Here is a 26,589-nt window from a genome sequence, read left to right as displayed (position 1 = left end):
GTATGTCGGAGATGGAATCTAGGGGGTCTTCGCCGGCCTGCCGCGGTTCGCGAGCCGTTCTAGGCCCAGCGTAACGAGGTAAAATAACAGACCGAGAACGATTGAGGCGAGGACGTACGCCCACGCTCTCGCGTACTGGCTCGACGATGCCGCCTGCGAGATGATGCCGCCGAGGCCGCCGCGCGGGCCGCCGAAGTACTCGGCGACGAGCGCCGAGATGACCGCGAGCGACGAGGCGATGCGCACACCGGTGAAGATGAACGGCACCGCGGTCGGCAGGGTGATCGTGCGGAACGTCTGCATGCCACTCGACGCATACGCCCGCATGAGGTCTCGATGCTCGGGGTTCGTCTGGCGCAGGCCGCGCAGGCTCGAGATGAACACCGGAACGAACGAGGCGAGGGCCGCGATCGCCTGGCGGGGGAACTGGGTCGTGCCGAACATGCTGTTCAGGATCGGCGCGAGCGCGACGATCGGAATGACCGCGAGCCCCGCCACGATCGGGTTCACCATGTAGTCGACGGGGCGGATCGCGGCGGCAAGGGCCGCGATGCAGACGCCGAGCACGGTGCCGATGATGAGGCCGATGAGCGAGTTGGAGCCCGTGATCCACGTGCCCTCGACGATCGAGTCGAAGTACTCGCCCGCCTGCTGCAGGATGTCCTGCGGCGTCGGCAGCAGGTAGCTGCTGACGCCGACGACGCCGACGAGGAACTGCCAGAGGGCGAGGATCAGCACGCCGACGATGACCGGCGCGAGGATCTTGCCCCAGGTCTGCGCGCGGGGACTCATCGTGTCTCCACTCCGCGCGCTACGGGGGTGCCCCCGTGCAGGGCTTCGCGCACGGCCGTGATCATCTCGAAGTAGCCGGTGTCCTCGCGCAGCTCTTCGCCGCGCTGGGACGTGTCGGCGAGCTGCATCTGGACGATCTCGGCGATACGGCCGGGGCGCGGCGACATCACGACGACGCGGTCCGAGAGGTACACGGCCTCGGGGATCGAGTGCGTCACGAACACGACCGAGGCCCCGGTCTCGGCGCAGATGCGCAGGAGCTCGGTCTGCATGCGCTCGCGCGTCATCTCGTCGAGCGCGCCGAACGGCTCGTCCATGAGCAGCAGCTTCGGGCGCTCGACGAGGGAGCGGGCGATCGCCACGCGCTGCTGCATTCCGCCCGAGAGCTGATCGGGGAAGTGGTCTCCGAAGTCCTCGAGCGCCACCATCTCGAGCATCTCGGCCACGCGCTGCTTGCGCTCGGCCGCGCCGATGCCGTGCAGTTGGAGGGGCAGGCCGATGTTGTCGCTGACGGTGCGCCAGGGCAGGAGGCCCGCGCGTTGGAACGCGATGCCGTAGTCCTGATCCTTGCGCGCCTGCTGCGCATCCTTGCCGAAGACCTTGAGTTCGCCGCGGGTCGGCGTCTCGAGGTCGGCGATGATGCGCATGAGCGTCGACTTGCCGCAGCCCGACGGGCCGATGAGCGAGATGAACTCGCCGGGTGCGACGGTCAGGTCGATGTTCTGCAGCGCGTTCACCTGGCCGGCCGCCGTGTTGAAGATCTTGTCGACCCCGGAGACCTCGACGGCGGGCGTCGAATCGGTGTCGGGGCGACTGTGTGTGTTCTGCGTCATCGGAATCACGCCTCCGTTCGTCGGTACTTCTTCAATGTGGCGCCGAGCAGGGCGACGGATCCGGCCGAGAGGAGGCCGAGAGCGATCGCTCCGAAGATCGGTGCCCAGGCCTTCGCCGGGTCGCTGCTTGCCTGGCCGGCGTACTGGATGAGCAGTCGGCCGACGCCGCCGCCCATACCGGTCGAGACCTCGGCGACGACGGTGCCGATCACCGCGTTGGCGGCTCCGAGGCGGAGCGCTGCGAGCAGGAACGGAACGGCCGCCGGGAAGCGCAGCACGAAGAGCGTGCGCCACCAGCCCACGGCGTAGGTGCGCATGAGTTCGACGTGCGCCGTCTCCGGGGAGTTCAGGCCTTCGAGCGCGCCGACCGCGATCGGGAAGAAGGCGAGCCACGATGCGATGAGCGCGACCGACATCCAGTCGGTCCATTCGAGCGGGCCGATCTGTATCTGCGCGCCCCACGATCTGACCACGGGGGCGAACGCGATGAGCGGCACGGTCTGCGACAGGATGATCCAGGGCAGCAGGCCCCACTCGGCGAACTTCCAGCGCAGCATCACGAAGGCGAGCAGCAGGCCGATGATGGCTCCGGCCGCCCAGCCGAGCAGCGAGATGCCGAGCGTCACCAGCGACGCCATCATCACGGTGTACCAGAGCGGATCGGCGCGGGACGAACGCGTCGTCCCCTCCATGAGCCGGCTGAACATGTCCCAGATGTGCGGCATCGCGAGATCGGTGGTGCGCGGCAGCACTCTCGTGTCTCCGATGACCAGCCCCTCGGCCGGCCCGAAGGCCTTGTAGCCCTCCCAGAGCACGACGAGCATCAGCAGGCCGACCGCGCCCCAGATCACCATTTTGAAGTCGAACGGTTTGCGCTGCCTGCGCGGTTTCGCCCCAGCCGGTGGCATCGTCGACACCAGCTGAGTGGGGGTGATCGTCATCCCGCGTCTCCCCCCGCTGCGGGCTCCTCGGGCATCGCCCCGGGCTGCAGAGCACGGATCGGCTCGGCGAGGTCGTTCTCGAAGAGTTCGAGGAACCGGCGCTGATCGTGGCCGGGCCCGTGGAACACCAGGTGGTTGAACCCGGCGTCGGTGTACTGCTTGACGGCGGCGACGATCTCGTCGGGGTCGGAGCCGACGATCCACCGCTTCGCGACCTGCTCGATCGGCAGCTCGTCCGCCGCGCGCTCCATCTCGACCGGGTCCTCGATCGAGTGCTTCTGCTCGGCGCTGAGCGAGAGCGGCGCCCAGAAGCGCGTGTTCTCGAGGGCGGCGGCGGGATCGGTGTCGTACGACAGCTTGATCTCGATCATGCGGTCGACGCTGTTCGGGTCGCGCCCGTTGAGCCTCGCCCCTGCGGCGACCGCCGGCATCAGTTTCTCGGTGTAGAGCTCCATGCCCTTGCCCGAGGTGCAGATGAAGCCGTCGCCCGCGCGCCCCGCGTACTTCGCGACGACAGGGCCGCCGGCCGCGATGTAGATCGGCACCTCGGGGGTCGGCCGGTCGTAGATCGATGCGCCGCGGGTCTCGTAGTACTCGCCGTCGAAGTCGACCTGCTCGTCGCGCCACAGCTCACGGATGAGCCTGACGGCCTCGCGCAGGCGGGCGAAGCGCTCCTTGAACTCGGGCCACGGCTTCGCCTGGTCGCCCGCGCCGGCCCAGCCGGTCGCGATCTCGTTGAGCGCTTCGCCGGTGCCGACGCCGAGCATGACGCGGCCCGGGAAGAGCATGCCCATGGTCGCGAAGGCCTGGGCGATGACCGCCGGGTTGTAGCGGTAGTGGGGGGTCATGACAGAGGTGCCCATCATGATGCGCTCGGTGCGCTCCCCCACTGCCGACATCCAGGCGATCGAGAACGGCGCGTGGCCGCCCGTGTGCCGCCAGGGCTGGAAATGATCGGAGACCGTGGTCGAGTCGAAGCCGTGCTTCTCCGCGAGTACTGCGTACTCGACGAGGTCACGCGGCCCGAACTGCTCGGCCGAGGCCTTATAGCCGATACGAATATCACTCATACATTCCTCTCGGGCCGCGTGGCCGGGGCTAGGACTTCGCGAGAATCTGATCGGCGAAGGCAGGGATCACCTTCTCGCCGTACTGGCGCAGCGTCTCTTCCTTGTTGTCGTGCGCGAGGTAGCCGGCGAACTGCGTCATGCCGATGGCTTCGAGCCGGCGCAGCTTCTCCTCGTGCTCCTCGGCAGTGCCGATGAGGCAGAACCGTTCGACGATCTCGTCGGGCACGAAGTTCGCGTGCGAGTTGCCCGCGCGCCCGTGCTCGTTGTAGTCGTATCCCTCGCGGCCCTTGATGTAGTCCGTGAGCGCCTTCGGTACTTCGCTGTCGGCGCCGTAGCGCGTGACGATATCGGCGACGTGGTTGCCCACCATGCCGCCGAACCAGCGCGACTGCTCGATGGCGTGCTTGCGGTTCTCCTCCGTGCCGTCGGTGATGTAGAACGGCGCGGCGACGCAGAACGCGATCTCGTCGGGGTCGCGCCCCGCCTCGACCGCCGCGTTCCGCACCGACGTGATCATCCATTCGGCGATCTCGACATCGGCGCACTGCAGAATGAACCCGTCGCCGACCTGACCGGCGATCGCGAGCGCCCGGGGGCCGTAGGCGGCGACCCAGACGTCGAGCTCGGAGCCCTTGCTCCACGGGAACTGGATGTGCGCGTCGTTGATGAGTGTCGAACGCGAGTTGCCGAGATCCTTGATGACCTCGATCGACCGTTTGAAGTCGCGCAGCGTGACGGGCTTGTCGTTGAGCACGCGCACAGCCGAGTCGCCGCGGCCGATGCCGCAGATGGTGCGGTTGCCGAAGTGGGCGTTCAGCGTGGCGTACGTCGACGCCGTGACGGTCCAGTCGCGGGTGGCGGGGTTCGTGACCATCGGGCCGACCTTGATGCGGGCGGTCTGCTCGAGGATCAGCGAGTACAGCACGTAGGGCTCCTGCCACAGTACGTGCGAGTCGTACGTCCAGAAGTAGTCGAACGAGTGCTGCTCCGCGAGCTTGGCGAGGCCGAGCGTGCGGGCGGCGGGCGGGTTCGTCTGAACAACGGCACCGAATTCCATGTTGTCTCTGTCCTTTCGAAAGCTGCGGGTCGACCTAGATGAGGTACTGGCTCAGGCTGCGCTTGACGAACTGGCCGTGGCTCTTCGAGCCGTGGTATTCGCCGTTCTCGATGAGCACCTTGCCGCGCGACATCGTGACGTCGACGTGGCCGTCGATCTCGAAGCCCTCCCAGGCCGAGTAGTCCATGTTCATGTGGTGGGTCTCGTTGATGCCGAGCTTCGTCTTGCCCTTCGGGTCGTAGACGACGATGTCGGCGTCGGCACCGGGCTGGATGACGCCCTTCTTGCCGTACATGCCGAACATGCGCGCCGGGGTCGTCGAGATGAGCTCGACCCAGCGCGGCAGCGAGATGCGCCCGTCGACGACGCCCTGATAGAGCAGGTCGACGCGGTGCTCGACCGAGCCGATGCCGTTCGGGATGAGGCGGAAGTCGTCGCGGCCGAGCTCCTTCTGATCCTTCATGCAGAAGGGGCAGTGGTCGGTCGACAGGGTCTGCAGGTCGTTGGTGCGCAGGCCCTTCCACATGGCGTCGAGGTGGCCCTCCTCCTCCGAGCGCAGCGGCGTCGAGCAGACCCACTTGGCGCCCTCGAAGTCGCCCCACTCCTCGCTCTTCGCGCCGAGCTGCTGCTCGATCGAGAGGTAGAGGTACTGCGGGCAGGTCTCGGCGAACACGTTCTTGCCCTTGTCGCGCGCCCAGGCGACCTGTTCGAGCGCCTGCTTGGCGCTCAGGTGCACGATGTAGAGCGGCGTATCGGCGACATCGGCGAGCATGATGGCGCGGTGCGTCGCCTCCTCCTCCATCTGCCAGGCGCGTGCGATGCCGTGGTAGTACGGGCTCGTCTTGCCCTTCTCCACGAGCTGCGCGGCGAGCAGGTCGATGGCGGGGCCGTTCTCGGCGTGCATCATCGTGAGCATGCCGAGCTCCTTGGCCTTCTGCATGGCGCGCAGAATCTGCGCGTCATCGGCGTAGAAGACGCCCGGGTAGGCCATGAACATCTTGTACGAGGTGACGCCCTCGTCGACGAGCATGTCCATCGCCTTCAGCGAGTTGTCGTCGACGCCGCCGATGATCTGGTGGAAGCTGTAGTCGATGGCGCAGTTGCCTGCCGCGAGCTCGTGCCAGTGCGCGAGGCCGTCTTCGACGCGCTCGCCGTGGCGCTGGATCGCGAAGTCGATGATGGTGGTCGTACCGCCCCACGCCGCGGCGCGGGTGCCGGTCTCGAAGGTGTCGCTGGCCTCAGTGCCGCCGAACGGCATCTGCATGTGCGTGTGGCCGTCGATGCCGCCGGGCACGACGTACTTGCCGGCCGCGTCGATGATCTTGTCGGCGTCGGCGTTCGAGGTGCCGGGGCTGACGACCGCGACGATCTTCTCGTCCTCGATCAGCACGTCGGCTGCGACCGTGCCGGTCGCGTTGACGACGGTTCCGTTGATGATGAGCGTTTTCATCGGTTGCTACTCCTCTTCATGTGGTCCGTTCAGGCATGCGGTGCTTACGGGGCGACGATCGGGCCGTAGGCGTCGGGGCGGCGGTCGCGGTAGAACTGCCACTCGTCGCGCACCTCGGTGATGAGGTCGAGATCGAGGTCGCGGATCAGCAGCGTCTCGTCGGTGGTGTTCGCGCGTTCGCCGACGAAGTTGCCGCGGGGGTCGACCATGTACGACGTGCCGTAGAAGTCGACGGCGAGCTCGCCGTACTCGTTGTCCTCCTTGCCGACGCGGTTCGGCACGACGACGTAGTAGCCGTTCGCGCCGGCCGCGGTCGGCTGCTCGAGATCCCACAGGCGGTTCGACAGGCCGGGCTTCGAGGCGTTCGGGTTGAAGACGATCTGCGCGCCGCCGAGGCCGAGCACGCGCCACCCCTCGGGGAAGTGGCGGTCGTAGCAGATGGTGACGCCGATCTTGCCGACGGCGGTGTCGAACACCGGCCAGCCCATGTTGCCGGGGCGGAAGTAGAACTTCTCGTAGAAGAAGTCGACGTGCGGGATGTGGTTCTTGCGGTACTTGCCGACGATCGTCCCGTCGGCGTCGACGACGACGGCGGTGTTGTAGTAGACGCCGGGCATGTCCTCTTCGTAGATGGGCAGCACCATGACCATCTGGTGCTCCTTCGCGAGCGCCGCGAAGCGCTGCACGATGGGCCCGTCGGCGGCTTCGGCGTAGCGGTAGTACTTGCGCTCCTCGGTGATGCCGAAGTAGGGGCCGTAGAACAGCTCCTGGAAGCAGATCACCTGGGCGCCCTCTGCGGCGGCCTGGCGCACGAACTCCTCGTGCTTCTGGATCATCGACTCCTTGTCGCCGGTCCACTTCGCCTGTGTCGCGGCTACACGTACGGTAGTCATCAGCTATGTCACTCCCTTGTGCGTGGGGTCCGCTTCGCAGCGCGCCCCGGTTCGGTTGAATATCCACCACCACGTGGCGAGCACTCCGTCCGCCGGTCGCCGATCCGCACCCCGCACATGCCGCCCGCGCGGCGCGACTTCGCTGTCGTGCCCGTTCGGGTCGGTGCGGCGTTCGGAGCGTCCGTCTTCAGGAACCCTCGTTACCGTGGTACCCATGTTGGTCGGCCCCGATGGGGTCCGGCAGGCTCAAGCCGTCAAAGTTGACGTACCGTTTTTTACAATTTGCCAATCCGCCTCTCCGGCCCCACTCCGGTTGAATGAGGGGGTACGCTGGGTGGCTCCCGCAGTACCCGGCGGAGTAGCCCGACAAACGCGAGAGGGGGCGGTGCGGTGCCCGACGAACAGCGACCCGGCGACTGGACGGTCGTGATCCCGATCCGCGACCCCCGCACCGGTAAGAGCCGTCTGCGCGCCGGCGCCGCCGTGAACGCCGCCATCGCCCGCGACACCCTCGCCGCCGCCCGCGCCTGCGGAGCGGTCGGGCGCGTGCTCCTCGTGACCGACGAGACCGATTGGCTCGGCCCCGAACTGCTCGCCTCGTCGAAGGTGCATGTCGTGCAGCAGCACTCCACGGGCCTCGCTGACGCGATCGAGCTGGGCCTCGAACGCGCCGGTCGAGGCCGGGTGGCGGTCATGCTCGGCGACCTGCCGAGCCTCGCCGCGACCGAGCTCGAGGCGGCCCTGCGCGCGGCCGACGACGTGCCGCTCGGCATGGTCACCGACCACTGCGAAACGGGCACGACGCTCATCACCGCGCCCGACGCGGCTGATCACCGGCCGAGCTTCGGCCCGGGTTCGGCGGCGCTGCACCGGGGCCTCGGCTACGAGGAGCTGCCGGTGCCCACGGGGTCGGGCCTGCGCCGCGATGTCGACACCCCGGAGGATCTCGACCGCGCCCTGCGGCGCGGCATCGGCGCCGCGACGAAGCGGGCCGTCGAACGTTCCGAGGCGCTCGCGAGTTGATCGCCGCCCACCGCGCCACCGCGCACCGCACGCACCGCACGCACCAGGAGGCCACTGCATGAAGATCGCCCTGCTCGCCGGAGGCGTCGGCGGCGCCAAGTTCGCCCAGGGCCTGCGCGCCGAGCTGCGCGCGCAACATCCGGAGGCCGAGCTGAGCATCGTCGCGAACGTCGGCGACGACATGTGGCTGAGCGGGCTCAAGGTGTGCCCCGATCTCGATTCGCTGATGTACGCCCTCGCCGGCGCGAACGACGAGGTGCGCGGCTGGGGGCGGGCGGGCGAGAGCGAGCGGGTCAGCGCCGAGATGACCGCGTACGGCGCCGGCTGGCCGTGGTTCACCCTCGGCGACCTCGACCTCGGCACGCACATCGCGCGCACGGGCTTCCTGCGCGACGGTCTCACGCTCACCGAGGCGACAGCGCGGTTGAACGAGCGCTGGGAGCTGGGCGTGACGCTGCTGCCCGCGAGCGACGACGACGCCGAGACCTGGGTCGTGCTCGACCCCGAGCACCCGGGAGCCGCGGGCGAGCCCGAGGCGCTGCACTTCGAGGAGTGGTGGGTGCGCCTGCGCGCCACTGTGCCCGCGGTCCGCTTCGAGCGCCGCGGCCGGGAGGGCGGTGGGGCCGTCGCGAGCCCGACCGCGGTCGCCGCGATCGGCGCGGCCGACGTCGTCATCGTGGCGCCGTCGAACCCGGTCGTCTCGATCGGCACCATGGCGGGCTTCCCGGGCGGGGCGGGCCGCGCGGGCGTCGCGGGCCTGCCAGGGATCGCCGAGGCCCTCCGCGCCTCGGCGGCCCCCGTCGTCGGCGTCTCCCCCATCATCGAGTCGAGCCCACTGCGCGGCATGGCCCGCCAGTGCCTCGAGGCGCTCGCCCAGCCGTGCACGGCCGAGGCAGTCGGTCTCGGCTACGGTGCGCGCAGCCGGGGCGGCATCATCGACGGCTGGCTGGTCGACACGGTCGATGCCGCTGCGCTTTCCGCGCTCGAGGCAGCGGGGCTCGCCGCCTCCGCCGTGCCACTGTGGATGCGCGACGAGGCGACGAGCCGGCGTCTCGCGGCCGATGCCCTCGCCTTCGCGCTGTCGCTCGGAGACTAGCGGGCGCCGAGCCCCACGCTGGCGTTCGCCGCTGCCTCGGCGAGCGCCGCAGCGAGCTCAAGCCACTCGCTTTCGGAGAGCGCACCGCTCGGGGCGGCAGAACCGAGAGCGCCGACGACGTCTCCACGATGCCCCCGCACCGGTGCAGCAGCAGCTGTCACGCCTTCTTCGAGCGTGTCGTGCACCATGGCCCAACCCTTCGCTTGCACTCGGGCGATCGCCTCCTCGAGCTGTTCCTGCGTCGTGGGAGTGCGTGAAGCCCGCTTATCGAGCGGCTTCTCTACTACATGTTCGAACAGCGATGCGTCCGAGAAAGCGAGAAACACCTGCCCGGAAGCGCAGCCATGGTAAGGCAGTGGCGTGCCGGCCGGAATGAACTCACCGCGACCGAATTGCGGCACGCGCAAGGCTTCGAAAACCGCATCGCGGCTCGGCATGTTCAACGTGATCACTACGTGAAATCGTGCGTACAGACTTTCCATGAATGGCCGAGCGACATCGATGAGGCTTGTAGATTCGATCGCGCTCTGCCCGAGGGAGATCGTCATCGGGCCGAGACGGTAGCGCTTGCTGTCTGCCTCCTGTGCGACCAGGTCGTCTTGCATCAAGGTGAAGAGCAGCCGGAAAGTCGTGGACTTGTTCAGTCCGATCCGCTCGGATAATTCCTGCAGAGTCTGCCCGGGTTCAAACATCAAAGCATCGAGCACACGCGCAGCGCGCCTCACCGACTCGATCGTGTAGTCATTCATGGGCTACCTCATTCACCGGCCACACCTGAGGGGCGGCCTTGAAACAGCGCAGCGAATGCGCATTTGGCCGTATTGACGCTGTCTGAACCATCGACTAAATTAAAATGATACTTGATTTCACTTAGTAAAACCAGAAGGGTGGCGAATTCGTCATCCGGAAGCACTGACTTAGAGGATTACGATGAAGAAATCCATGCTCACTCTCGGCATTCTGACCACGAGTCTCCTCGTCGTCACCGGCTGCAGCAGCGCGAGCAGCGAGGAGGCGCCCTCGAAGGCCACCCTGGCTCCTCCTGCGTCGGTCACCGAAGCCGGAGAATTCAAGGTGTGCGCCAATATTGCGTACCCTCCCTACGAGTTCTTCAAGGACGGTACACAGGAGCCCGACGGCTCCGACATCGCCGTCGCTCGAGCGATCGGTGATCTGTGGGGCGTGCCAACGACCCACCTCAATGTCGGTTTTGAAGGCCTGATCGCCGCGGTCCAGACCGAGAAGTGCCAGGTCGCCCTCAGTGGCATGTCGCCGCTCCCCGAGCGCCTCGAGGCGGTAAGCTTCGTCGTCTACCAGCAGAACGGCACACTGATCCTGGTGCCGAAAGGCAACCCCGAGGGACTCGATTCGCTCGAGTCCCTGAGCGGTATGCGCGTCGGCGTCATGCTGGGCAGCTCGCAGGCCAAGGTGCTCGAGGACTTCAACACCGAGCTCGAAACAGCGGGCAAGCCTCCCGTCAAGATCACCACCTATTCGAAAGACACCGACGCGCCGGCCGCTCTCATATCGAACAAGCTGGACGCATACTTCGCGGCAGGCCCCTCGGTCATGCAACGCGTCAAGCAGGCATCGGATCAGCTCGAAGTCACGGGTGAGCTCGTGAACCCCGAACTACTCGCGGTGACGGTACGCAAGGACGACGCCGAGATGCTCGAAGGCCTGAGCGAGGCGATCAAGGAGCTCTACGCGAATGGGACGATGACTCAGATCCTGGAGGAATGGGACATGGACAAGGAGTCACTGCCCGCCGACCAGCAGGGTGAGATCGTCGAGTGATCGCGTTCGACGGCCAGCAGAACTAGGAGCGCACCGACTACCGTGCACGCATTCGACATCCTTCTCGCAGCAGGCCCCGGCGATATCGACTGGGGCCTGCTGGTCAAGCGAATCTTCAACCCTACTCCGGCGTTCTGGTCGGCTCTCGGCCTCACTGTGTCGATCGCCGTGTTCTCGCAGCTGCTCGGGATCATCCTTGGAACGATCTCGGCGCTCATGCAGCGCTCGCGCTTCAAGATCCTGCAGTTTTTCGCAGGCGCCTACATCTATATCGTTCGCGGCACGCCGGTCATCGTGCTGGTGTTCTTCATTTATTACGGCGCGAACATGATCTTCGGTGTCGACCTCTTCCCGGAATCGCTGAATCTCGGACTCTTCGTCATTCCCGGCGCGGTACTCGCCGGCATCGTCGGGCTCGGTATCGCCGAGGGCGCGTATATGAGCGAGATCATCCGCTCCGGAATCGCCTCCGTGGACCTCGGCCAGTTCGAGTCCGCTGCGGCTATCGGCATGACCAAGCGCACCGCCATGCGCCGCATCATCTTCCCGCAGGCCGCCCGCACGATCGTCCCGCCACTCGGCAACCAGTTCAACGGCATGATCAAGATGACCTCGCTCCTCGCGTTCATCGGCATATACGAGATCTTCCTCGATGCCCAGGTCACGTATTCGAACACGTTCAAGCCGGTCGAGGTGTTCATGGCGGTGGCGGTCTGGTACATCGTCGTGACGACGATCTGGAATTTGATCCAGCGGATGATCGAGCGCCGTCTATCGCGCAGCGAACGCGAACCCGCCGAAGACCGCAAGCGTGCTCGGGCCATCGAGAAGCAGAGCAAGGAAGTGATCTGGTGAGCGATCAGAGCAGCCCCGCCGCTGCGACTCCGGTAGTCGCAGCGCAGAATGTGCGCAAGGCGTACGGAGGCAATGTTGTGCTCCAAGACGTCTCCCTGACGGTCGAGTCAGGCGAAGTCATCTGCATCATCGGCCCCTCCGGCTCGGGCAAGACCACGTTTCTGCGCTGCATGAATCACCTTGAGGAGATCGACGGCGGTCGCATCTTCGTCAACGGCGAACTCGTGGGATATGTCGAAGGCCCCGACGGAGGCCTCGTCCGTGACAAGGAGACCAATATCGCTCGAAAACGCCGTGATATCGGGTTCGTCTTCCAGCGCTTCAACCTCTGGCCGCATATGACCGTGATGCAGAACATCATCGAGGGACCGATAAGGCTCCTCGGCGTCTCGAGAGAGGACGCCGAGGCACGAGCCGAGGCCCTGCTAATGAGAGTCAATATGAGCGACAAGCGGCACGCCTACCCGGCGAAGCTCTCAGGCGGTCAGCAGCAGCGAATCGCAATCGCCCGCGCGCTTGCGATGGAGCCCAAGGTCATGCTCTTCGACGAGCCCACTTCGGCCCTCGACCCGGAGACAGTCGGAGAAGTCCTCGCCGTCATGAAGGACCTCGCTTCACGAGGCATGACGATGGTCGTCGTGACCCACGAGATGGCCTTCGCCCGAGAGGTGGCGGACCGCGTCGTCATGATGGACGGCGGCTATGTCATCGAAGAGGGCGCCCCGGAGACCCTGTTCGGAGACCCGCAGCACGAGCGCACCAAGCGCTTCCTGTCGCGGCTGAGCTAGTGCACCTATGAAAGCAAGAAAGGCAATCAACGAATGAATGAGATGACCGCGGCGATCCACGCCGGCGAGAAGGTCGACCCCGCCACCGGCGCGTTGGCTGCACCGATCTATCAGACGGCGACGTTCTCGTTCGAGACCGCGCAGGCCAAGGAGGACGCCGTCGACGCCTCGATGGCCGGCGCCCCCGATGCCTACTTCTACTCGCGCACCTCGAACCCGACGAACCGCGTCTTCGAGGAGAAGGCCGCAGCTCTCGAGGGAGCCGAGGACGCGCTCGCCTGCGCCTCGGGCATGGGTGCGGTCAGCGCTGCACTGCTCAGCCAGCTGAAGGCCGGGGACCACCTCATCATCTCCGACAACATGTTCGTGATCACCGAGATCCTGATCACGCAGACGCTCGGCGGCCTCGGCGTCGAGGTCACCCCGGTCGAGATCACCGATCTCGATGCCGTTCGCGCCGCCGTGCAGCCGAACACCCAGGTGATCTTCACCGAGTCGGTATCGAACCCCTACATGCGCTTCGCCGACCTCGATGCGCTCGCTGCGATCTCGCGCGATGCCGGCGCGAAGTTCATCGTCGACAACACCTTCTTCACCCCGTCGCTGCTCAAGCCGCTCGCCTTCGGCGCGGACATCGTCGTGCACTCGGCGACGAAGTACATCGGCGGCCACGGCGACGCGGTCGGCGGCCTCGTCGCGGGCAGCGCCGAAGACATGGGGCTCGCCCGCATTCAGATGGACGCCGTCGGCGCCGCCGCGGCGCCGTTCAACTCGTGGCTGCTCTCGCGCGGCATGCGCACGATGCCGCTGCGCATGCGCCAGCACTCCGAGAACGGTCAGGCGATCGCCGAGCTGCTGCGCGAGCACCCCGAGGTCGATTGGGTGCGCTACGCGGGGCTCGATACCGACGCGGCCCACGAGGTCGCTTCGAAGTACATGAGCCGCGGCTTCGGCGGCATGATCTCCTTCCACATGACCAAGGGTCAGCCGGCGATGGCGACCTTCTGCGAATCGCTCGAGCTCGCCGGCGTCGCGGTGAGCCTCGGCGATCTGCACACGCTCGCCTACCCGATGCCGAAGCGCGACTTCATGGTGCGCCTCTCGGTCGGCTGCGAAGACCTGCCCGACCTGATCGCCGACGTGAACCAGGCGCTCGCGAAGGTCGCCGCGCTCTGACCCGGAGCTTCGCGGATTCGCGGCAATGGGAAAGCCCCCGCCTCGGCGGGGGCTTTCCCATTGCCGCTAACGACCCAGTACTTCGAATGCGGCATCGACGATCGAGGCCGCGTCGATGCCGTGCAGCGCATAGGCATCCGCGAGGTCGGTGGACTGCCCGAATTCGGTGACGCCGAGGTTGCGCACCCGGTCGCCCCGCGCACCGGCGAGGAACGACAGCGTGTGCGGATGCCCGTCCTGCACCGTCACGAGAGGCGCCGGCGACTCCGACGGGAACAGCGTCGAGATGATGTCGGAGCCCACAGCAGCGTCGATGCGGCCGCGCTGCTGCAGGGACCGGAAGACGAGATCCGGGCTCGTGAGGCACACGACGCCGGCGCGCACGCCCGCCTGCTCGAGCGTCTCCGCCGCGGCGAGCACCTCCGGCATGATCGCTCCCGCTCCGACGAGCGTCACTTCATCGGTCGAGGCGTTCCGCTCCGAAAGACGGTAACCGCCGGCGATCGCCTGCTTGCGTCGCCGCGCGAGGAGCATCTCGTCCTGCGGGAGACGGGCCAGGTTCTGATCGATCGCGCGCGTCGAGAGCCGGAAGTAGGCCGAGGTGCCGCCGGGCGCGCCGATCCGGGACATCGCATGCATGAGGCACCACTCGAGATCGCTCGCGAACGCGGGCTCCCAGGCGATGCAGCCGGGCTGTTCGAGGCCGACCGACGGCGTCATGATGGACTGGTGCGCGCCGCCCTCGGGGGCGAGCGTGACGCCCGAGGGCGTGCCGACGAGGATCGACTGGCCGCCCGCATACATGCCGTACGACCACGGCTCGAGCGCCCGCGTCACGAACGGGTCGTAGAGCACGCCGATCGGGATCAGCGGCTTGTTCCAGCGGCTCCACGTGCTGCCAAGCTCCGCGAGCAGGCCCACGAGGTTGCCTTCCGCGATCCCGAGCTCGATATGCTGGCCGCGTTCGCCCTCCTGCCAGCGCAGCACGCGCTGCGCCTCGTCGGCGAACCAGTCGAGACGATCCTTCACCGACCACACGCCGGTCTTATTGATCCAGCCGCCGAGATTGGTGCTCGACGCCACATCCGGGCTGCAGGTCACCACGCGCTCGGCGATCTCGGGGGCGTCGTAGCGCAAGTTGCCCACGAATCGTCCGAACGCGGCCTGCGTCGAGATCGGTTTGCGCGGCCGACTCACCGGCAGCACGAGTTCGCGGGAGGCGGCGGCCGGTTCGAACGGCTGCCGCGCGAGTTCGGTACGCCGCTGCGCGCAGAGTTCGCCTTCGGGGCTCTCGGGGCCGAAACGCTGCCACGGCTGCTCCAGGCTCATTCCGCTTCGGGCAGCCAGATCGATCATCTGGGCCTCGCTGAGCAGCGCCGAATGATTCGCCGGATGCCCCTCGACCGGCAAGTCGCGGCCCTTCACCGTGTAGGCGAGCACCACGGTCGGCCGTGTCCGGTCAGTGCCGTCGAACGTCTCGACGAGCAGACCGAGGTCGTGCCCTCCCAGATCTCGGACCGCGCGGGCGAGCTCGTCATCGCTCAACGAATCGACGAGAGCCGCGAGCCCGAGCTCCGGTTCGCCGCCGAGCAGCCGACTGCGCACTTCGACGGCGTCGGCCCGCAGCATGCGCTGGTACTCCTCGTTGCCCATGGTCTCCAGCCGCAGCCGCAGCAGGTCTCCGCCCTCGCGCCCGAACAGGGCGCTCACATAGGTGCCCCACTTCAGAGTGATGACTTCCCAGCCCTGCGCTTCGAAGAGGCGCTGCAGACGCAGGCTCTGGATATCGGGTACGACGCGGTCGAGCGACTGGCGGTTGAGGTCGACGACCCACAGCAGCTCGCCGAGCTTCGATACCGCCGGGTCTCCCAGCGCCTCCCAGATCGCGCCCTCGTCGAGCTCCGCATCGCCGACCAGGCTGATGAAGCGGCCGGCCTCGGGAGTCTCCGGATCATGCGCACGCAGGTATCGGTGCGCGATCGCGGCCCACACCGGCGCAGTAGCCCCGATACCGACGGAGCCGGTCGAGAAATCCACTGTGTCCGGGTCTTTCGTGCGGCTCGGGTAGCTCTGCAGCCCGCCCTTCTGACGCAAAGTCGTCATATAACGCTCGTCCAGGTCTCCGAGCAGGTAGTTGATCGCGTGGAGCACCGGCGACGCGTGCGGCTTGACCGCAACACGATCCTCCTGGCGAAGGGCGTGGAACCACAGCGCCACCATGATCTCGACCATGGACGCCGACGATGCCTGGTGCCCGCCGACCTTGAGCCCGGCGGGGTTCGGCCGCACGCGATTCGCGTGGTCGACCATCGCCGTAGCGAGCCACCGCACCCGATCAGCGATCGGGCGCAGCCGTGTCTCCACGGCATGCATCTCTCTGCGAAGCTCCACTGTATGCGTCAACGCGCTACCTCCTGTGCGACAGTGCTCAGATCAAAGAACTCGAGGCCCGAGAGCCTCCGCATCCCCATCCCACCGCACCGAGCGGTCGAACATTCGATTCACGCAAAGGCTGATGCGAATACACTAGAATCAAGCGCGAAGCGCCAGAAATTACTAGACTTTCGTGCACCCAACGCACGAACCGATCGCGAGCAAGATGTCAGACTCCATCGATACCGTCGACCGGCAGATCCTCGCGATCCTGCGCGGCTCCGCCAGGGTTCCCATCAGCGAGATCGCGCGCAGAGTGAACCTCACGCCGGCTCCGGTGCAGCGGCGCATCGAGCGGCTCGAGTCGCTCGGGGTCATCCGCGGCTACACCGCCATCATCGATGAGCACCGCAGCGGCACCCTCGAAGCGTTCGTCGAAGTGCGGCTCAACGGCCAGACCGAGACCGACGAGGTCGCCGACATCGTGCGGCAGATCCCTGAGGCCGAGGAGTTCCACACGCTCTCGGGCGACCCCGATGTACTGATCCGGCTCCGCGCCGACGATGTCGATCATCTGCAGCGGGTCGTCAACGCGATCCGCAGAACCGGCAAGGTCGCCGGCACCAAGACACTCATCGTCATGCACGGATGGACCCGGGGCCGCGGAACTTCCGGTGAGATACCCGCGTAGAAGCGGCGCTACTGCTCGAGCGGCTCCCCCGCGAGCGCACGCCGGTAGCCCTCGGCCATCGCCTCATCGACGCCGAGGCGGAACATGTCGTCCGGGCCCGTGCGCACGATATCGCGGGCACGGCTCGGCGATCCCTCGCTCTGCAGCAGATGGCCAGCCCCGCGCACCACGGCGACCGGCCGGCCGCTCGCCTTTCCCTTCACGAGGTCGGCGGCGGCGGCGAGCTCATCGGCGACGGCGACCTGGGTCGCGTCGAGCGGCCGCCCGCCCGCGTCGATACCGCCACGATGGTCGTGCAGCACCCGGAGCCCGGCGGCGCCGATCGCGATGTCGGTCTGCCCGACCCGCCAGGCGCGCCCCAGCGTATCCGAGACGACAACGCCGATCGCGACGCCGAAGCGTTCGGAGATAGCGTTTCTGATCTGCTCGGCCGACGCATCCGGGTCTTCGGGCAGCAGCAGCACGGTGCCCTCGGCGGTGTTGCTCGCGTCGACGCCGGCCGCAGCGCCGACGATGCCGAGACGGTTCTCGACGATGCGCGTGGAGCCCGGCCCGTTCTTGCGGCGGCGCGATGCGACGACGCGCACCGTCTCGCTGGTGATGGCGGCCTCGCGGTCGTCGGCGTGCACGATACGGCCCTCCGCCTTCGACATGATCTTGCTCGTGATGACGAGGATGTCGCCGTCGCGCAGCCGCCGTTCGGGGCGCGCTTCGGCATCGGCGGCGAGCGCCGCCCCAATCAGCTCGGCCAGGTCGTCGCCGGCACGCACCTCGGGCACGCCCGCGAGCGCCCAGATCGCGAGCCCGTCGTCGCCCGTCCCATGGTCGCCCGGTGAATGTGCACGCATGGCACCATCATCTCAAACTCCGCCGCGAACACCGCCCGGGCCGGGCGCCCGCGCGATCCCTGTCGAGGCCCCCGCGCCCCCGAGCTCCCCGAAGGTGCCCGAAGGTGCCCGTATGCACGAGAGGTGCCCTGATGCACCGCACGCAACAGCACCTCCCGTGCGTAAGGGCACCGCCGATAGCCGCGCCGGGCCGCACCCCATCGAGTACCCTGGGCTGGTGACCCGCATACTCTTCTTCGAGCCCCGCATCGCGGGCAATACCGGCAGCACCATCCGCCTCGCGGCGGGCACCGGCGCCGAACTGCACGTCGTGCGACCGCTGTTCGATTTCGAGGATGCGAAGCTGCGCCGCGCGGGCCTCGACTACCACGACCTCGCCGTGGTGCACGTGCACGATTCGTTCGGGGCGGCGCTCGAGGCGCTGGGGCCGGCGCGCATCTTCGCGTTCACGGCGCAGACCGAGCGGCGCTACACCGACGTCGCATACGAGCCGAGCGATGTGCTCATGTTCGGGCCCGAGCCGACCGGGCTGCCCGACGAGATACTGCATCATGCGGCCGTGACCGACCGACTGCGCATTCCCATGCTCGAGTCGCGGCGCTCGATGAACCTGGCGAACTGCGCGGCGATCGCCGTCTACGAGGCGTGGCGGCAGCAGGGATTCGCGGGCGGCGTCTGAGCCCGCACCGCCCCGGAGCCCGCACCGCCCCGGAGCCCGTACCGCCCGGCTACCCGAGCACCCGCCCGAGCACGCGCGCCGCCTCGGGAAACTCGCCGGGCCGCGGCCCCGAGTAGTTCAGCCGCAGGTAGCGGCCGGTCGGTTCGGCCGGGAACCAGTCGACTCCGGGGGCGACGATGACGCCCTCCGCCTCGCACTCGCGGGTGAGCCGCGCGAGGTCGGTGCCGTCGGGCAGGCGCAGCCAGAGGTTGAGGCCGCCGCGGGGCACTGATTCGAGGTGCGCGGCGGGGGCGTGCTCGCGCAGCGACGCGACGAGCAGGTCGCGGCGGGCCTCGAGCAGCGACCGCAGCGAGCGGCGGTGCGTGCGCCAGCCGGGCCCGGTGACCACGTCGAGTGCGACCGCCTGCAGCGCTCCGCTCACGTACATCGCCTGCGCCTGGGTGTCGGCGAGGATGCGTTCGCGAGCCGGGCCGCGCGCGATGATGCCCGCGACGCGCACCGCCGGGGAGATGCTCTTCGTGAGCGAGCGGATGTACACGGCGTGCCCGCCGTCGTCGAACGCCGACACCGGCACCGGGTCGCTGCTGATGCCGAAGTCGTGCGCCCAGTCGTCTTCGATGAGAAAGGCGCCGTGCTCGCGCACGAGGTCGAGCACCTGCCGGCCGAGCTCGGGCGACCACTGCGCCCCCGACGGGTTCGCGTAGTTCGGTTGCGCGTAGAAGGCGCGCGCGCCGGTCTGCGCGAACGCGCGGCGCAGGTCCTCCGGGTCGGGCCCGTGAGACCCGGTCGCGACAGGGATCAGCCGCACCCCCACCTGCGCCGCCGCCATGATGGCGCCCCAGTAGCTCGGCGACTCGATGAGCATCGGCCGGCCGGCGCCGACGAGGGTGCGGAAGAGGGTACTGAGGCCGCTCTGGCTGCCGGGCAGGATGACGACGTCGCGCGCTTCGGGCGCCGAGAGGCCTGCCGGGGTGAAGCTGCTGAGCTCGGTCGCGAACCAGGCCTGCAGTTCGGGGAGGCCGGCGCTCGGGGTGCGGCTCATAGCCGTCTCGCTGCGGGCTGCACGTGCGAAGGCTGCCCGCACGAGACGCTCGGGCAGCAGCTCCTTGTCGGGGTAGCCCGAGTGCAGGGCGATGACGTCGTTCGGGGCCGTGCGCAGGGCGGCGGTCAGCTGCGGGATGCGGTGCTGCGGGGCGCCGAGGGCCGCGGTCTGCCACCCGTAGTCGTTCGGCTTCGCTCGGCGTACGGCGCGCACGAAGGTGCCGATGCCGGGCCGCGACTCGACGAGCCCCTGCGCGACGAGCACGCGCAGTGCCCGCTGCACGGTGACCGGGCTCGCCTCGAACTGCGTGACGAGGGCGCGGGTCGACGGCAGTTGCGCGCCCGCCGCGGAGTTCGCCACCCAGCTCCGGAGTGCCTGAACGATGCGATCACTGCTACTCTGAGTCATGTCGACACATGATACCGCTACTCTTCAGCTTCGCGAACCGATATCCACGCCGCGCAGCGGCCTGTGGTGGGGGCTGCTCGGAGTCACCGCCTTCTCGTTCACCGTGCCGTTCACGCGCTTCGCGGTCGCGGACGACCTCATGTCGCCGCTCTTCATCGGGGCGGGCCGCGCGGTCGTCGCGGCCCTGCTTGCGGCCGCGGCCCTCTGGTTCACCCGACAGCGCATGCCGCGCGGCCGGCAGTGGCTGCAGCTCGCGGTCGTCGCAGGGGGCGCGGTGCTCGGCTTCCCGCTGCTCACGGCGTTCGCCCTGACGACCGCGCCCGCGAGCCACGGCGCCGTCGTGATCGCACTGCTGCCTGCAGCGACCGCCGTGGTCGCGGTGCTGCGCACGGGCGAGCGCCCGGACCGTTCGTTCTGGGTCGCGGCGGGGCTCGGGGCCTGCGCCGCGGTCGCCTTCGCGGCGCTGCAGGGCGGCGGATTCGGCGGGCTGCAGTGGGCCGATCTACTGCTCTTCGGCGCGGTGGTCTCGTGCGCCGTCGCCTACGCCGAAGGCGGACTGCTCGCGCGCGAGCTGGGCTCCTGGCAGACCATCTCGTGGGCGCTCGTGCTCGCCTTCCCGCTCATGACCGCGCTGACCGTCGTCTCGATCGTGCAGCAGCCGCCGCGCGGCGGCGCCATCGAGTGGGGCGCGTTCGCATACCTCGCGGTCGTCAGCATGTTCCTCGGCTTCTTCGCCTGGTACCGGGGTCTCGCGATCGGACCGATGGCGACGGTCAGCCAGGTGCAGCTGACGCAGCCGGTGATGAGCATCCTGTGGGCCGGGCTGCTGCTGCACGAGCACATCGGCTGGTCGACCGTCGCGGGCGGCCTCGCGGTCGTCGGCTGCGCGCTCTTCGCGGTGCGGGCGAAGAATCGGGTCGGCGCCCGCGGGTGACCGCGGGGCGGGGCTTGCATCTGTATTAATGTAGTAATACAGTGGGACACATCACCGAGCGGTGATCCCTCGCCCGCATCGCAGAAGGAGGCGCCCGTGCAGATCGATGACTCCCGGCCGATCTGGGCGCAGCTCGTCGACGAGTTCCGCCGACGCATCGCCGCCGCCGAATGGTCCGCCGGCGCGAAAGTGCCGTCGGTGCGCGAGCTCGCGCTCGAGCTCGGCGTCAACCCCAACACCGTGCAGAAGGCGCTGACCGAGGTCGACCGCCAGGGCTTCACGACCGCCGAGCGCACTTCGGGCCGCTTCGTCACGAGCGACGACGCCGTGATCGCGCGCTGCCGCGGCGAACTCGCCGCCGCATCTGCCGACGCCTTCGCCGAGGCCGCCTCCGGGCTCGGCATGCCGCTCGCCGATGCCGAGCGGCTGCTCGCCGAACGCTGGGCGCGGCTCGACACCGCACCGCGCCCCTCACCCGAAAGGACGGAACGATGACCAGTACCGCACCGGCCCGCACCGCACCCGCCGTCGAAGTCGCGGGCCTCACCAAGACGTACCGCGGGCGCGAGGCGCTCAGCGGCCTCACCCTCAGCCTCGCCCCCGGCCAGATCGTCGGCCTCATGGGCGACAACGGTTCGGGCAAGACGACGCTGCTCAAGATCCTCGCGGGCGTGCTCGCCGACTGGAGCGGCAGCGTGAGCATCGCGGGCCATGCCCCCGGCCCCGAGTCGAAGGCGCTCGTCTCCTTCCTGCCCGATGCCTCGTTCCTGCCCGACTCGCAGAAACCCGCCGACGCGATCGCGCAGTACCGGCGCTTCTTCGCCGACTTCGACGAGGCGAAGGCTCGCGAAATGGTCGACTTCTTCGGCCTGCCGTGGGATCGCACGCTGCAGGAGATGTCGAAGGGCATGCGCGAGAAGCTGCAGATCTCGCTCGCCATGTCGCGGCGAGCGCACGTCTACCTGCTCGACGAACCGATCTCGGGCGTCGACCCCGCATCCCGCGACGTGATCCTGCGCGGCATCCTGCAGAACTTCGACGAGCACGCACTGATGCTCGTCTCGACCCACCTCATCCAAGACATCGAGGCGGTCGTCGACTCCGTCGTCTTCCTGCGCGGCGGCAGCGTGCTGCTGCAGGGCGACGCCGACGACCTGCGCGCCGAGCACGGGTCGAGCCTCGACGCCCTCTTCCGAAAGGTGTACGCATCATGATCGGCACGCTCTTCGCCCAGGAGTTCCGCACGACCCGCAGAACCCTCTGCACCGCGGTCGGCATCCTCGTGCTCTGCACCGTCGTCGCGCTCGCGGCCGCCGCCCTGCGCATCCCGATACTCGGCACGCTCGGCATCGGCGGCAGCACCATCGCCGCGATCGCCGTACTCCCCCTCGTGCTCGGCATCCTTGCCGCGAGCTACTGGCGCACGATGTACGGCCGCCAGGGGTACTTCACCATGACGCTGCCCGTGCACGGTCGCGACCTCTTCACCGCGAAAGTGCTCTATGCTCTGGCCGCCTCGGTCGCGGCGCTCGTCGTGGCCGCGCTCATCCTCGCCGGGGTCGGCATTGCGGCGGCGCTCGCCGACGGGCTCGGCCCCTTCGACATCGTGCGCGACGTGCTCGTGCAACTCGGCACGGGCATCGAGCTGGTCGGCGTCGGTGTGTCCGTCTTCTTCGCCGGCGCGCTGCTGCTGCAGCTCGTCTCCATCGTCGTCACCGGCGCAGCGCTCATGTCGATCGGTTCGGAGGCCCGCTTCAACCATCTCGGCTTCGGCGCCCCGGTGATCGGTGCGGTCATCACCTACTTCGGCATGCAGGTCCTCGGGCTCGCGGCAACGCTGTTCATCCCGCTCGGCATACGCGTCGACGGCCCCGATACCGGGTCATTCGTCGCCGAGGGCATGCTCTCGGGCTTCGTCGCAGCGGTCTCGGACCCGACCGGCGAGACGCAGCCCGGCGTGCTCGGCGTCGGCATCGTGCTCCTCAGCCTCGTCGTGACGGTGCTGTTCGCCTGGCGCGGGGCGCGCTCGGTCGAGCGACGCACCTCGCTGCGCTGAGGTGCGGGCCAGGGGTCTCCGGCTGCACGCCCGGCGATCCCTGGCCGCGCATGTCAGCGGGCCCGTTTTCGGGGGCCGGAGTCAGCGGCCCGCGATCAGCATCTCCGCGAACCCGGCCGCTTTGAGCCGCAGATCGTCGATGCGGCGCACTCTCGCGGCCGCGACGTCGTAGCCCTCGTACGCCGGGGGCGGGTCGTTGCGCACGTTGCGCGAGCACTGGAACTCGCGGCAGATGAGGGTGCCGACGGTGTTGCCCCGGCGCCCGGCCTCGCCGACGCGCTTCGCACCCCAGAACACGACCTCGTTCGGCAGCCGCACGTCCTGGCACCAGTTGCACATCGCGCGCGAGCGGGGCGAAGCCTCTGCCTGGGTGAGCAGCACGCCCGCCGGTTCGGCGTCGAGCCGCGGCAACACGACGTAAGCGCGACGGGCGAACTTCGGGTCGCGCCAGCCGAAGAAGTCGCGGGCCTCCCAGTCGGCGGCCGTGAGTTCGTCGAATCCGGTCGGGAGCATCAGCTCTTTCACCTCGCGACGCGAGGCGTTGATGAAGGAGGCGCGGATGGTCGATTCGGTCAGGGGTTGCATGAGTCTGCTTTCCGGGGCGTGGTGCGAAGCGCACCGGGCTCGCGGCCCGCGCACTGGCGCTCCCGCCCCTCGTACTGTGTCAAGAAGGGTCGACGGGTCGCCATGCCCGGGGATTCGGCGGGCACGGCGGGCTGCGTCAATCACCGTCGGCGAGCGCTTCGCCGACGACCTCCTGACGCTGGGAGTACAGCTCTCGATAACTCACGCGGTCGAGTGTACCGCTCCGAGCTCCGGCCCGGCCCGGCCCGGCCGACGACCGTGCTCGCCTAGCCTGCGGCGAACGCACCGAGGAACAGCAGCGCGAACACGAAGATCGCGGCGCACAGCACCGCGACGACCGCGCCGATGACGAGGCCGGTGACAGCGAAACCCTTCGGCTGCCGCTGCTTCAGCCCGATGATGCCGAGGATCACGGCGAGCACGCCCGCGACGGCCGCGCCGATGAAGAGCACGACCCCCGCCATGCTCGTATAGAAGACCACCAGGAGCAGCAGACCCGCGAGGCCGGCGATGAGCGAGCCGAGCGCGAATCCCTTCGGCAGCGGTGCACCGGCTGGTGGATACGACATCTCGGTCTCCTTCGCACGCATCGGGCCGCGCCGACGCACGCCCATTGCGGCGCCGAAGCCGACCGCATGGCATCAATATACAGCTGCGGGCATACATCGAACACCCCTGTTCAGCGCGATTCTTCCCGTGGCACGCGAACTGGCCCGACTTTGCATGACTTGGCCCCGATTTCGGGGGCGCGGCAGACCGCTGCTCACTACGCTGTCCCCTGAATGGAGTTCATGTCACCGCCGAGGGGGAACCGTGACCGAAGAGAATCCGAGCCGCACGCTCGCCGATGCACCGCGCGCCGACGAGGGGTACTACGGCCCCGACAGCATGTCGTGGCGCGTGTTCTCAGACCCGGGGTCGATGCTCGGCGCGAAGAACGCCCTCTTCTTGCAGATGCTCGAGCCGGGCATGATGACCCACTTCGAACGGGTCTCGCTCACCAGCGAGGGGGCCGAGCAGATGGCCGCACGCTTCGACCGCACCTCGGCCTATCTGCGCGACGCGGTCTTCGCCGACAAGGCGCACGCCGACGCCGCTGCGGCCCACGTCGACCGCCTGCACGAGCGCGCGTCATGGACGAACCCCGAGACCGGCGAAGTGACGAGCGCGAAGCAGCCGGCGTGGCAGCGGTGGACGTGGTGGACGTACATCTGGTCGGCCGTGCGCGGCTACCAGGAGTTCGGCCCGGGCATGACGACCGCCGAGGCAGACCAGCTCGTACAGGAGTCCCGGCACGGCGCCGAGAGCATCCATGTGCCCGGCCCGTACTTCACCACGTTCGCCGACCTCGACGCGTACATCCGCGAGGAGCTCCACACGAAGGCGCTCACGATCTTCGCGGCCCTCGCCGGCCATTCGCTGCGCCACCCCGATGTGAAGGGCCCCATCGCGAAGTGGGTCGCGCGGCAGATCATCAACGGCGTGCTGTCGTTGCTGCCCGAGACCGCGCTCTACTTCTTTGCGGTCGAAGATCGCAGTGCGAAGGAGCTCGCGCGGGGCGCCCGCTTCACGAAGTGGATCGCGAAGCTCTCGCGCAAGAATCGTTCGGCCGAGCAGCTCATCGCCGACACGATCGGCGAATCGATCGCGAAGCCCTACCAGCGAGTACGCCCGGCGAAGCAGCAGGCCGAACGGCCCGCGAAGCAGCCGGCCGAGCAGCCCGCCGAGCAGCCCGCGTAGAGCGACGGCTTCTGCGCCCGCGTTCGCGGCCCCGGTGTTCTCCCGCCCTCACAGCGCGGTGCCGAAGAAATCGGCGCGACCGACCATCGAGGTCGAAAGGGCGCCTCGAGGGGAGATGAGCACCACGGGCGACGTGCCGATGAATCGTTCGCGCAGAGTGATGACGCTCGACCCGGTCGCCGAGGTCGCCCCACCGGTAGGAATCTCGTCTACGACGATCGAGTCGAGCGATTCGCCTGTTTCGAGGCTCACCGTCGTCAGTCGTGTTCTCGTGCGATCGCTGTAGGAGGATTCGCTGACGACGACGTATCCGCCCGCGGCTCCGATGGCATCGGAGGTGTCGGCAGGGATCAGCGGGTGCGGGTCGACGCCCACCGCTCTGAACTGCTGCGTCGCGCGCACCGGCGGTACCGGGTCGATGACCAGATCACCGCCTTCGAATCGGTGATCGGTGAGCAGTTCGGCGGCCTCGTCCGCGCGCCGCACGGTGATGCCGTCGTCGTCGATCTCGATGAGCGCGTCGCCCGCCGCAGCTTCATCGGCGGTCGGGAAGGTCGCGACGAGATCGTGGTATTCGTCGCCGAACAGCGGTGTCCAGGTGTAGCCGTCCTCCTCGGTCGCCCGGGTCGCAGCCAGTTCGCCCACGCTGATCTGCGCGAGACCGTTGCTCGTCTGCGCGAGGATGCGGTCCGTCGCGCGGTCGTGCACGAAACGACCGACGCCGATGCTCCCTTCGTCGAGCCCCGCGAAATCTTCGGGTGTCACGATAGTTCGCCCGGTTTCCGCATCGAGTACGCGGAGCCCTGCGCCGTACGCGACGTAGACGTACTCCTCGTTCGCGGCGACCACACGAGCGTCGAGAAAGTTGTCCTCCGCGATCCTCGTCGCCCAGAGATGCTGGCCCGTTTCGACGTCGATCGCGACGACGTTCTGCGGGAAGAAGTTTCGAAGCGCGATCTGCAGCATGCCCTGCGGCCCGTAGCGGTCGTAGGCTACATAGGCGACATCCCGTCCATCGCGTTCCACGACCGCTGATCCGCGCGCCCCCTCGCTCGACGGGATCGGGGCCATGAGTAGCCAGGTCAGCCCGAGGAACAGAGCGATGAAGGTCGACAGCGTACGCAGCAACGGGTAGGGATACTCGGGCTTCTCGATGAGCTCGCCGTCGGCGTCTCGCGCGCGTGAGGCGCCCTGCGGCAGCGGCAGCGTGTAATGCGGCAGCCCGACGAACGCCACGATCGCGAGCAGCACGAGCATGACGAGCCACTCGTTGTTCCACGGCATCGTGAACTGCGAGCGCACCGTGGTGAGAATCCACATGAGGACGATGAGCCCGCCCGATACAGCGAGCACCCAGCGCACGGGTGTTCGCGTCATCGGTCACCTCGCCTCCGCCTCGGGTGCCTTCACGCTACTGCATGGCTCGACGCAACGCGCTCATCCGTCACTCGCCCGCTGCTTC

Annotated in this window: 27 protein-coding genes; 13 read left to right on the top strand and 14 right to left on the bottom strand. The window is 68.2% G+C overall.

What is annotated here, in order from left to right:
* Nucleotides 1-18: 18 nt before the first annotated feature.
* Genes ACUYTF_RS07655 through ACUYTF_RS07625 form a run of 7 tightly spaced genes read right to left on the bottom strand, consistent with a single transcriptional unit; the run spans nt 19 to nt 7,036 of the window.
* A complete protein-coding gene (locus ACUYTF_RS07655; RefSeq protein WP_434144488.1) occupies nt 19-792 on the bottom strand; it encodes an ABC transporter permease subunit in 774 nt (257 codons plus the stop codon).
* Nucleotides 789-1,625: an ATP-binding cassette domain-containing protein gene (locus ACUYTF_RS07650; protein WP_434144490.1), complete on the bottom strand. Its 837-nt coding sequence runs from the start codon at nt 1,623-1,625 to the stop codon at nt 789-791. Before ACUYTF_RS07650 ends, ACUYTF_RS07655 begins: the two co-directional genes overlap by 4 nt.
* Nucleotides 1,626-1,630: 5 nt before the next feature.
* A complete protein-coding gene (locus ACUYTF_RS07645; RefSeq protein WP_434144492.1) occupies nt 1,631-2,566 on the bottom strand; it encodes an ABC transporter permease subunit in 936 nt (311 codons plus the stop codon).
* Nucleotides 2,563-3,636, bottom strand: a complete 1,074-nt coding sequence (fgd, locus tag ACUYTF_RS07640) for a glucose-6-phosphate dehydrogenase (coenzyme-F420) (protein WP_434144493.1) — start codon at nt 3,634-3,636, stop codon at nt 2,563-2,565. Before fgd ends, ACUYTF_RS07645 begins: the two co-directional genes overlap by 4 nt.
* Nucleotides 3,637-3,664: 28 nt before the next feature.
* The gene (locus ACUYTF_RS07635; protein ID WP_434144495.1) at nt 3,665-4,693 is read right to left on the bottom strand and encodes a TIGR03842 family LLM class F420-dependent oxidoreductase; all 1,029 of its coding nucleotides are present in this window, start codon (nt 4,691-4,693) and stop codon (nt 3,665-3,667) included.
* A gap of 34 nt (nt 4,694-4,727) precedes the next feature.
* Nucleotides 4,728-6,143 carry a dihydropyrimidinase gene (hydA, locus tag ACUYTF_RS07630; protein WP_449279566.1) on the bottom strand — a complete coding sequence of 472 codons (1,416 nt, stop codon included), beginning with the start codon at nt 6,141-6,143 and terminating at the stop codon, nt 4,728-4,730.
* A 44-nt stretch (nt 6,144-6,187) separates the two neighbouring features.
* The gene (locus tag ACUYTF_RS07625; RefSeq protein WP_434144499.1) at nt 6,188-7,036 is read right to left on the bottom strand and encodes a nitrilase-related carbon-nitrogen hydrolase; all 849 of its coding nucleotides are present in this window, start codon (nt 7,034-7,036) and stop codon (nt 6,188-6,190) included.
* Between the two features lie 390 nt (nt 7,037-7,426).
* Between ACUYTF_RS07625 and ACUYTF_RS07620 the strand changes: the two genes are divergently transcribed.
* Entirely contained in the window at nt 7,427-8,059 is a 633-nt protein-coding gene (locus ACUYTF_RS07620) for a 2-phospho-L-lactate guanylyltransferase (protein ID WP_434144501.1), read from the top strand.
* A gap of 58 nt (nt 8,060-8,117) precedes the next feature.
* A complete protein-coding gene (cofD, locus tag ACUYTF_RS07615) occupies nt 8,118-9,155 on the top strand; it encodes a 2-phospho-L-lactate transferase (protein WP_434144502.1) in 1,038 nt (345 codons plus the stop codon).
* Here cofD and ACUYTF_RS07610 read toward each other — a convergent pair.
* Nucleotides 9,152-9,904: an IclR family transcriptional regulator domain-containing protein gene (locus ACUYTF_RS07610; protein WP_434144504.1), complete on the bottom strand. Its 753-nt coding sequence runs from the start codon at nt 9,902-9,904 to the stop codon at nt 9,152-9,154. The genes cofD and ACUYTF_RS07610 overlap by 4 nt on opposite strands.
* 181 nt (nt 9,905-10,085) lie before the next feature.
* On the opposite strand from ACUYTF_RS07610, the gene ACUYTF_RS07605 reads away from it, so the two are divergent.
* The 4 genes from ACUYTF_RS07605 to ACUYTF_RS07590 are packed head-to-tail and all read left to right on the top strand — an operon-like array spanning nt 10,086 to nt 13,771.
* Nucleotides 10,086-10,952: an ABC transporter substrate-binding protein gene (locus ACUYTF_RS07605; protein ID WP_434144506.1), complete on the top strand. Its 867-nt coding sequence runs from the start codon at nt 10,086-10,088 to the stop codon at nt 10,950-10,952.
* A gap of 42 nt (nt 10,953-10,994) precedes the next feature.
* Entirely contained in the window at nt 10,995-11,807 is an 813-nt protein-coding gene (locus tag ACUYTF_RS07600; protein ID WP_434144508.1) for an ABC transporter permease subunit, read from the top strand.
* Nucleotides 11,804-12,595, top strand: a complete 792-nt coding sequence (locus ACUYTF_RS07595; RefSeq protein WP_434144510.1) for an ATP-binding cassette domain-containing protein — start codon at nt 11,804-11,806, stop codon at nt 12,593-12,595. Before ACUYTF_RS07600 ends, ACUYTF_RS07595 begins: the two co-directional genes overlap by 4 nt.
* A 33-nt stretch (nt 12,596-12,628) precedes the next feature.
* Entirely contained in the window at nt 12,629-13,771 is a 1,143-nt protein-coding gene (locus ACUYTF_RS07590) for an aminotransferase class V-fold PLP-dependent enzyme (RefSeq protein ID WP_434144512.1), read from the top strand.
* Between the two features lie 66 nt (nt 13,772-13,837).
* On the opposite strand, the gene ACUYTF_RS07585 is transcribed toward ACUYTF_RS07590, so the two are convergent.
* Nucleotides 13,838-16,144, bottom strand: coding sequence for a transketolase-like TK C-terminal-containing protein (locus ACUYTF_RS07585; RefSeq protein WP_434144549.1), 2,307 nt, complete (start codon nt 16,142-16,144; stop codon nt 13,838-13,840).
* A gap of 226 nt (nt 16,145-16,370) precedes the next feature.
* On the opposite strand from ACUYTF_RS07585, the gene ACUYTF_RS07580 reads away from it, so the two are divergent.
* Nucleotides 16,371-16,835, top strand: coding sequence for an Lrp/AsnC ligand binding domain-containing protein (locus ACUYTF_RS07580; protein WP_434144514.1), 465 nt, complete (start codon nt 16,371-16,373; stop codon nt 16,833-16,835).
* An 8-nt stretch (nt 16,836-16,843) separates the two neighbouring features.
* On the opposite strand, the gene ACUYTF_RS07575 is transcribed toward ACUYTF_RS07580, so the two are convergent.
* Complete coding sequence (locus ACUYTF_RS07575; RefSeq protein ID WP_434144516.1) at nt 16,844-17,683, bottom strand: coenzyme F420-0:L-glutamate ligase; 840 nt, start codon at nt 17,681-17,683, stop codon at nt 16,844-16,846.
* Nucleotides 17,684-17,900: 217 nt separating this feature from the next.
* Between ACUYTF_RS07575 and ACUYTF_RS07570 the strand changes: the two genes are divergently transcribed.
* On the top strand, nt 17,901-18,362 hold the full coding sequence (locus ACUYTF_RS07570) for a TrmH family RNA methyltransferase (protein WP_434144518.1): 462 nt from the start codon (nt 17,901-17,903) through the stop codon (nt 18,360-18,362).
* A gap of 49 nt (nt 18,363-18,411) precedes the next feature.
* On the opposite strand, the gene ACUYTF_RS07565 is transcribed toward ACUYTF_RS07570, so the two are convergent.
* Nucleotides 18,412-19,812, bottom strand: a complete 1,401-nt coding sequence (locus tag ACUYTF_RS07565; protein WP_434144519.1) for an aminotransferase class I/II-fold pyridoxal phosphate-dependent enzyme — start codon at nt 19,810-19,812, stop codon at nt 18,412-18,414.
* On the opposite strand from ACUYTF_RS07565, the gene ACUYTF_RS07560 reads away from it, so the two are divergent.
* The 4 genes from ACUYTF_RS07560 (at nt 19,811) to ACUYTF_RS07545 (ending at nt 22,802) form a co-directional block, all read left to right on the top strand.
* A complete protein-coding gene (locus ACUYTF_RS07560) occupies nt 19,811-20,746 on the top strand; it encodes an EamA family transporter (RefSeq protein ID WP_434144521.1) in 936 nt (311 codons plus the stop codon). The two genes, ACUYTF_RS07565 and ACUYTF_RS07560, sit on opposite strands and share 2 nt — an antisense overlap.
* Before the next feature lie 96 nt (nt 20,747-20,842).
* Nucleotides 20,843-21,241 carry a GntR family transcriptional regulator gene (locus tag ACUYTF_RS07555; protein WP_434144523.1) on the top strand — a complete coding sequence of 133 codons (399 nt, stop codon included), beginning with the start codon at nt 20,843-20,845 and terminating at the stop codon, nt 21,239-21,241.
* Nucleotides 21,238-21,960 (top strand): ATP-binding cassette domain-containing protein, encoded by a 723-nt coding sequence (locus tag ACUYTF_RS07550; protein WP_434144525.1) that lies wholly within the window; start codon nt 21,238-21,240, stop codon nt 21,958-21,960. Before ACUYTF_RS07555 ends, ACUYTF_RS07550 begins: the two co-directional genes overlap by 4 nt.
* Nucleotides 21,957-22,802, top strand: a complete 846-nt coding sequence (locus ACUYTF_RS07545; RefSeq protein ID WP_434144526.1) for a hypothetical protein — start codon at nt 21,957-21,959, stop codon at nt 22,800-22,802. The genes ACUYTF_RS07550 and ACUYTF_RS07545 overlap by 4 nt, the downstream gene beginning before the upstream one ends.
* Before the next feature lie 81 nt (nt 22,803-22,883).
* Here ACUYTF_RS07545 and ACUYTF_RS07540 read toward each other — a convergent pair whose 3' ends face one another.
* Both ACUYTF_RS07540 and ACUYTF_RS07535 read right to left on the bottom strand, forming a co-directional pair.
* On the bottom strand, nt 22,884-23,387 hold the full coding sequence (locus ACUYTF_RS07540; protein WP_434144528.1) for an FBP domain-containing protein: 504 nt from the start codon (nt 23,385-23,387) through the stop codon (nt 22,884-22,886).
* A 266-nt stretch (nt 23,388-23,653) separates the two neighbouring features.
* Complete coding sequence (locus tag ACUYTF_RS07535; protein WP_434144530.1) at nt 23,654-23,956, bottom strand: hypothetical protein; 303 nt, start codon at nt 23,954-23,956, stop codon at nt 23,654-23,656.
* Nucleotides 23,957-24,200: 244 nt separating this feature from the next.
* Here ACUYTF_RS07535 and ACUYTF_RS07530 point away from each other — a divergent pair, with 244 nt between their 5' ends.
* On the top strand, nt 24,201-25,127 hold the full coding sequence (locus tag ACUYTF_RS07530) for an oxygenase MpaB family protein (RefSeq protein WP_434144532.1): 927 nt from the start codon (nt 24,201-24,203) through the stop codon (nt 25,125-25,127).
* Nucleotides 25,128-25,175: 48 nt separating this feature from the next.
* On the opposite strand, the gene ACUYTF_RS07525 is transcribed toward ACUYTF_RS07530, so the two are convergent.
* Nucleotides 25,176-26,504 carry a PA2928 family protein gene (locus tag ACUYTF_RS07525; RefSeq protein WP_434144533.1) on the bottom strand — a complete coding sequence of 443 codons (1,329 nt, stop codon included), beginning with the start codon at nt 26,502-26,504 and terminating at the stop codon, nt 25,176-25,178.
* Nucleotides 26,505-26,589: the final 85 nt, after the last annotated feature.

The organism is Leucobacter sp. GX0328, assembly GCF_053567315.1.
The sequence above is the reverse complement of the archived record's forward strand: the minus strand, read 5'-3'. Positions and strand labels throughout refer to the sequence as shown.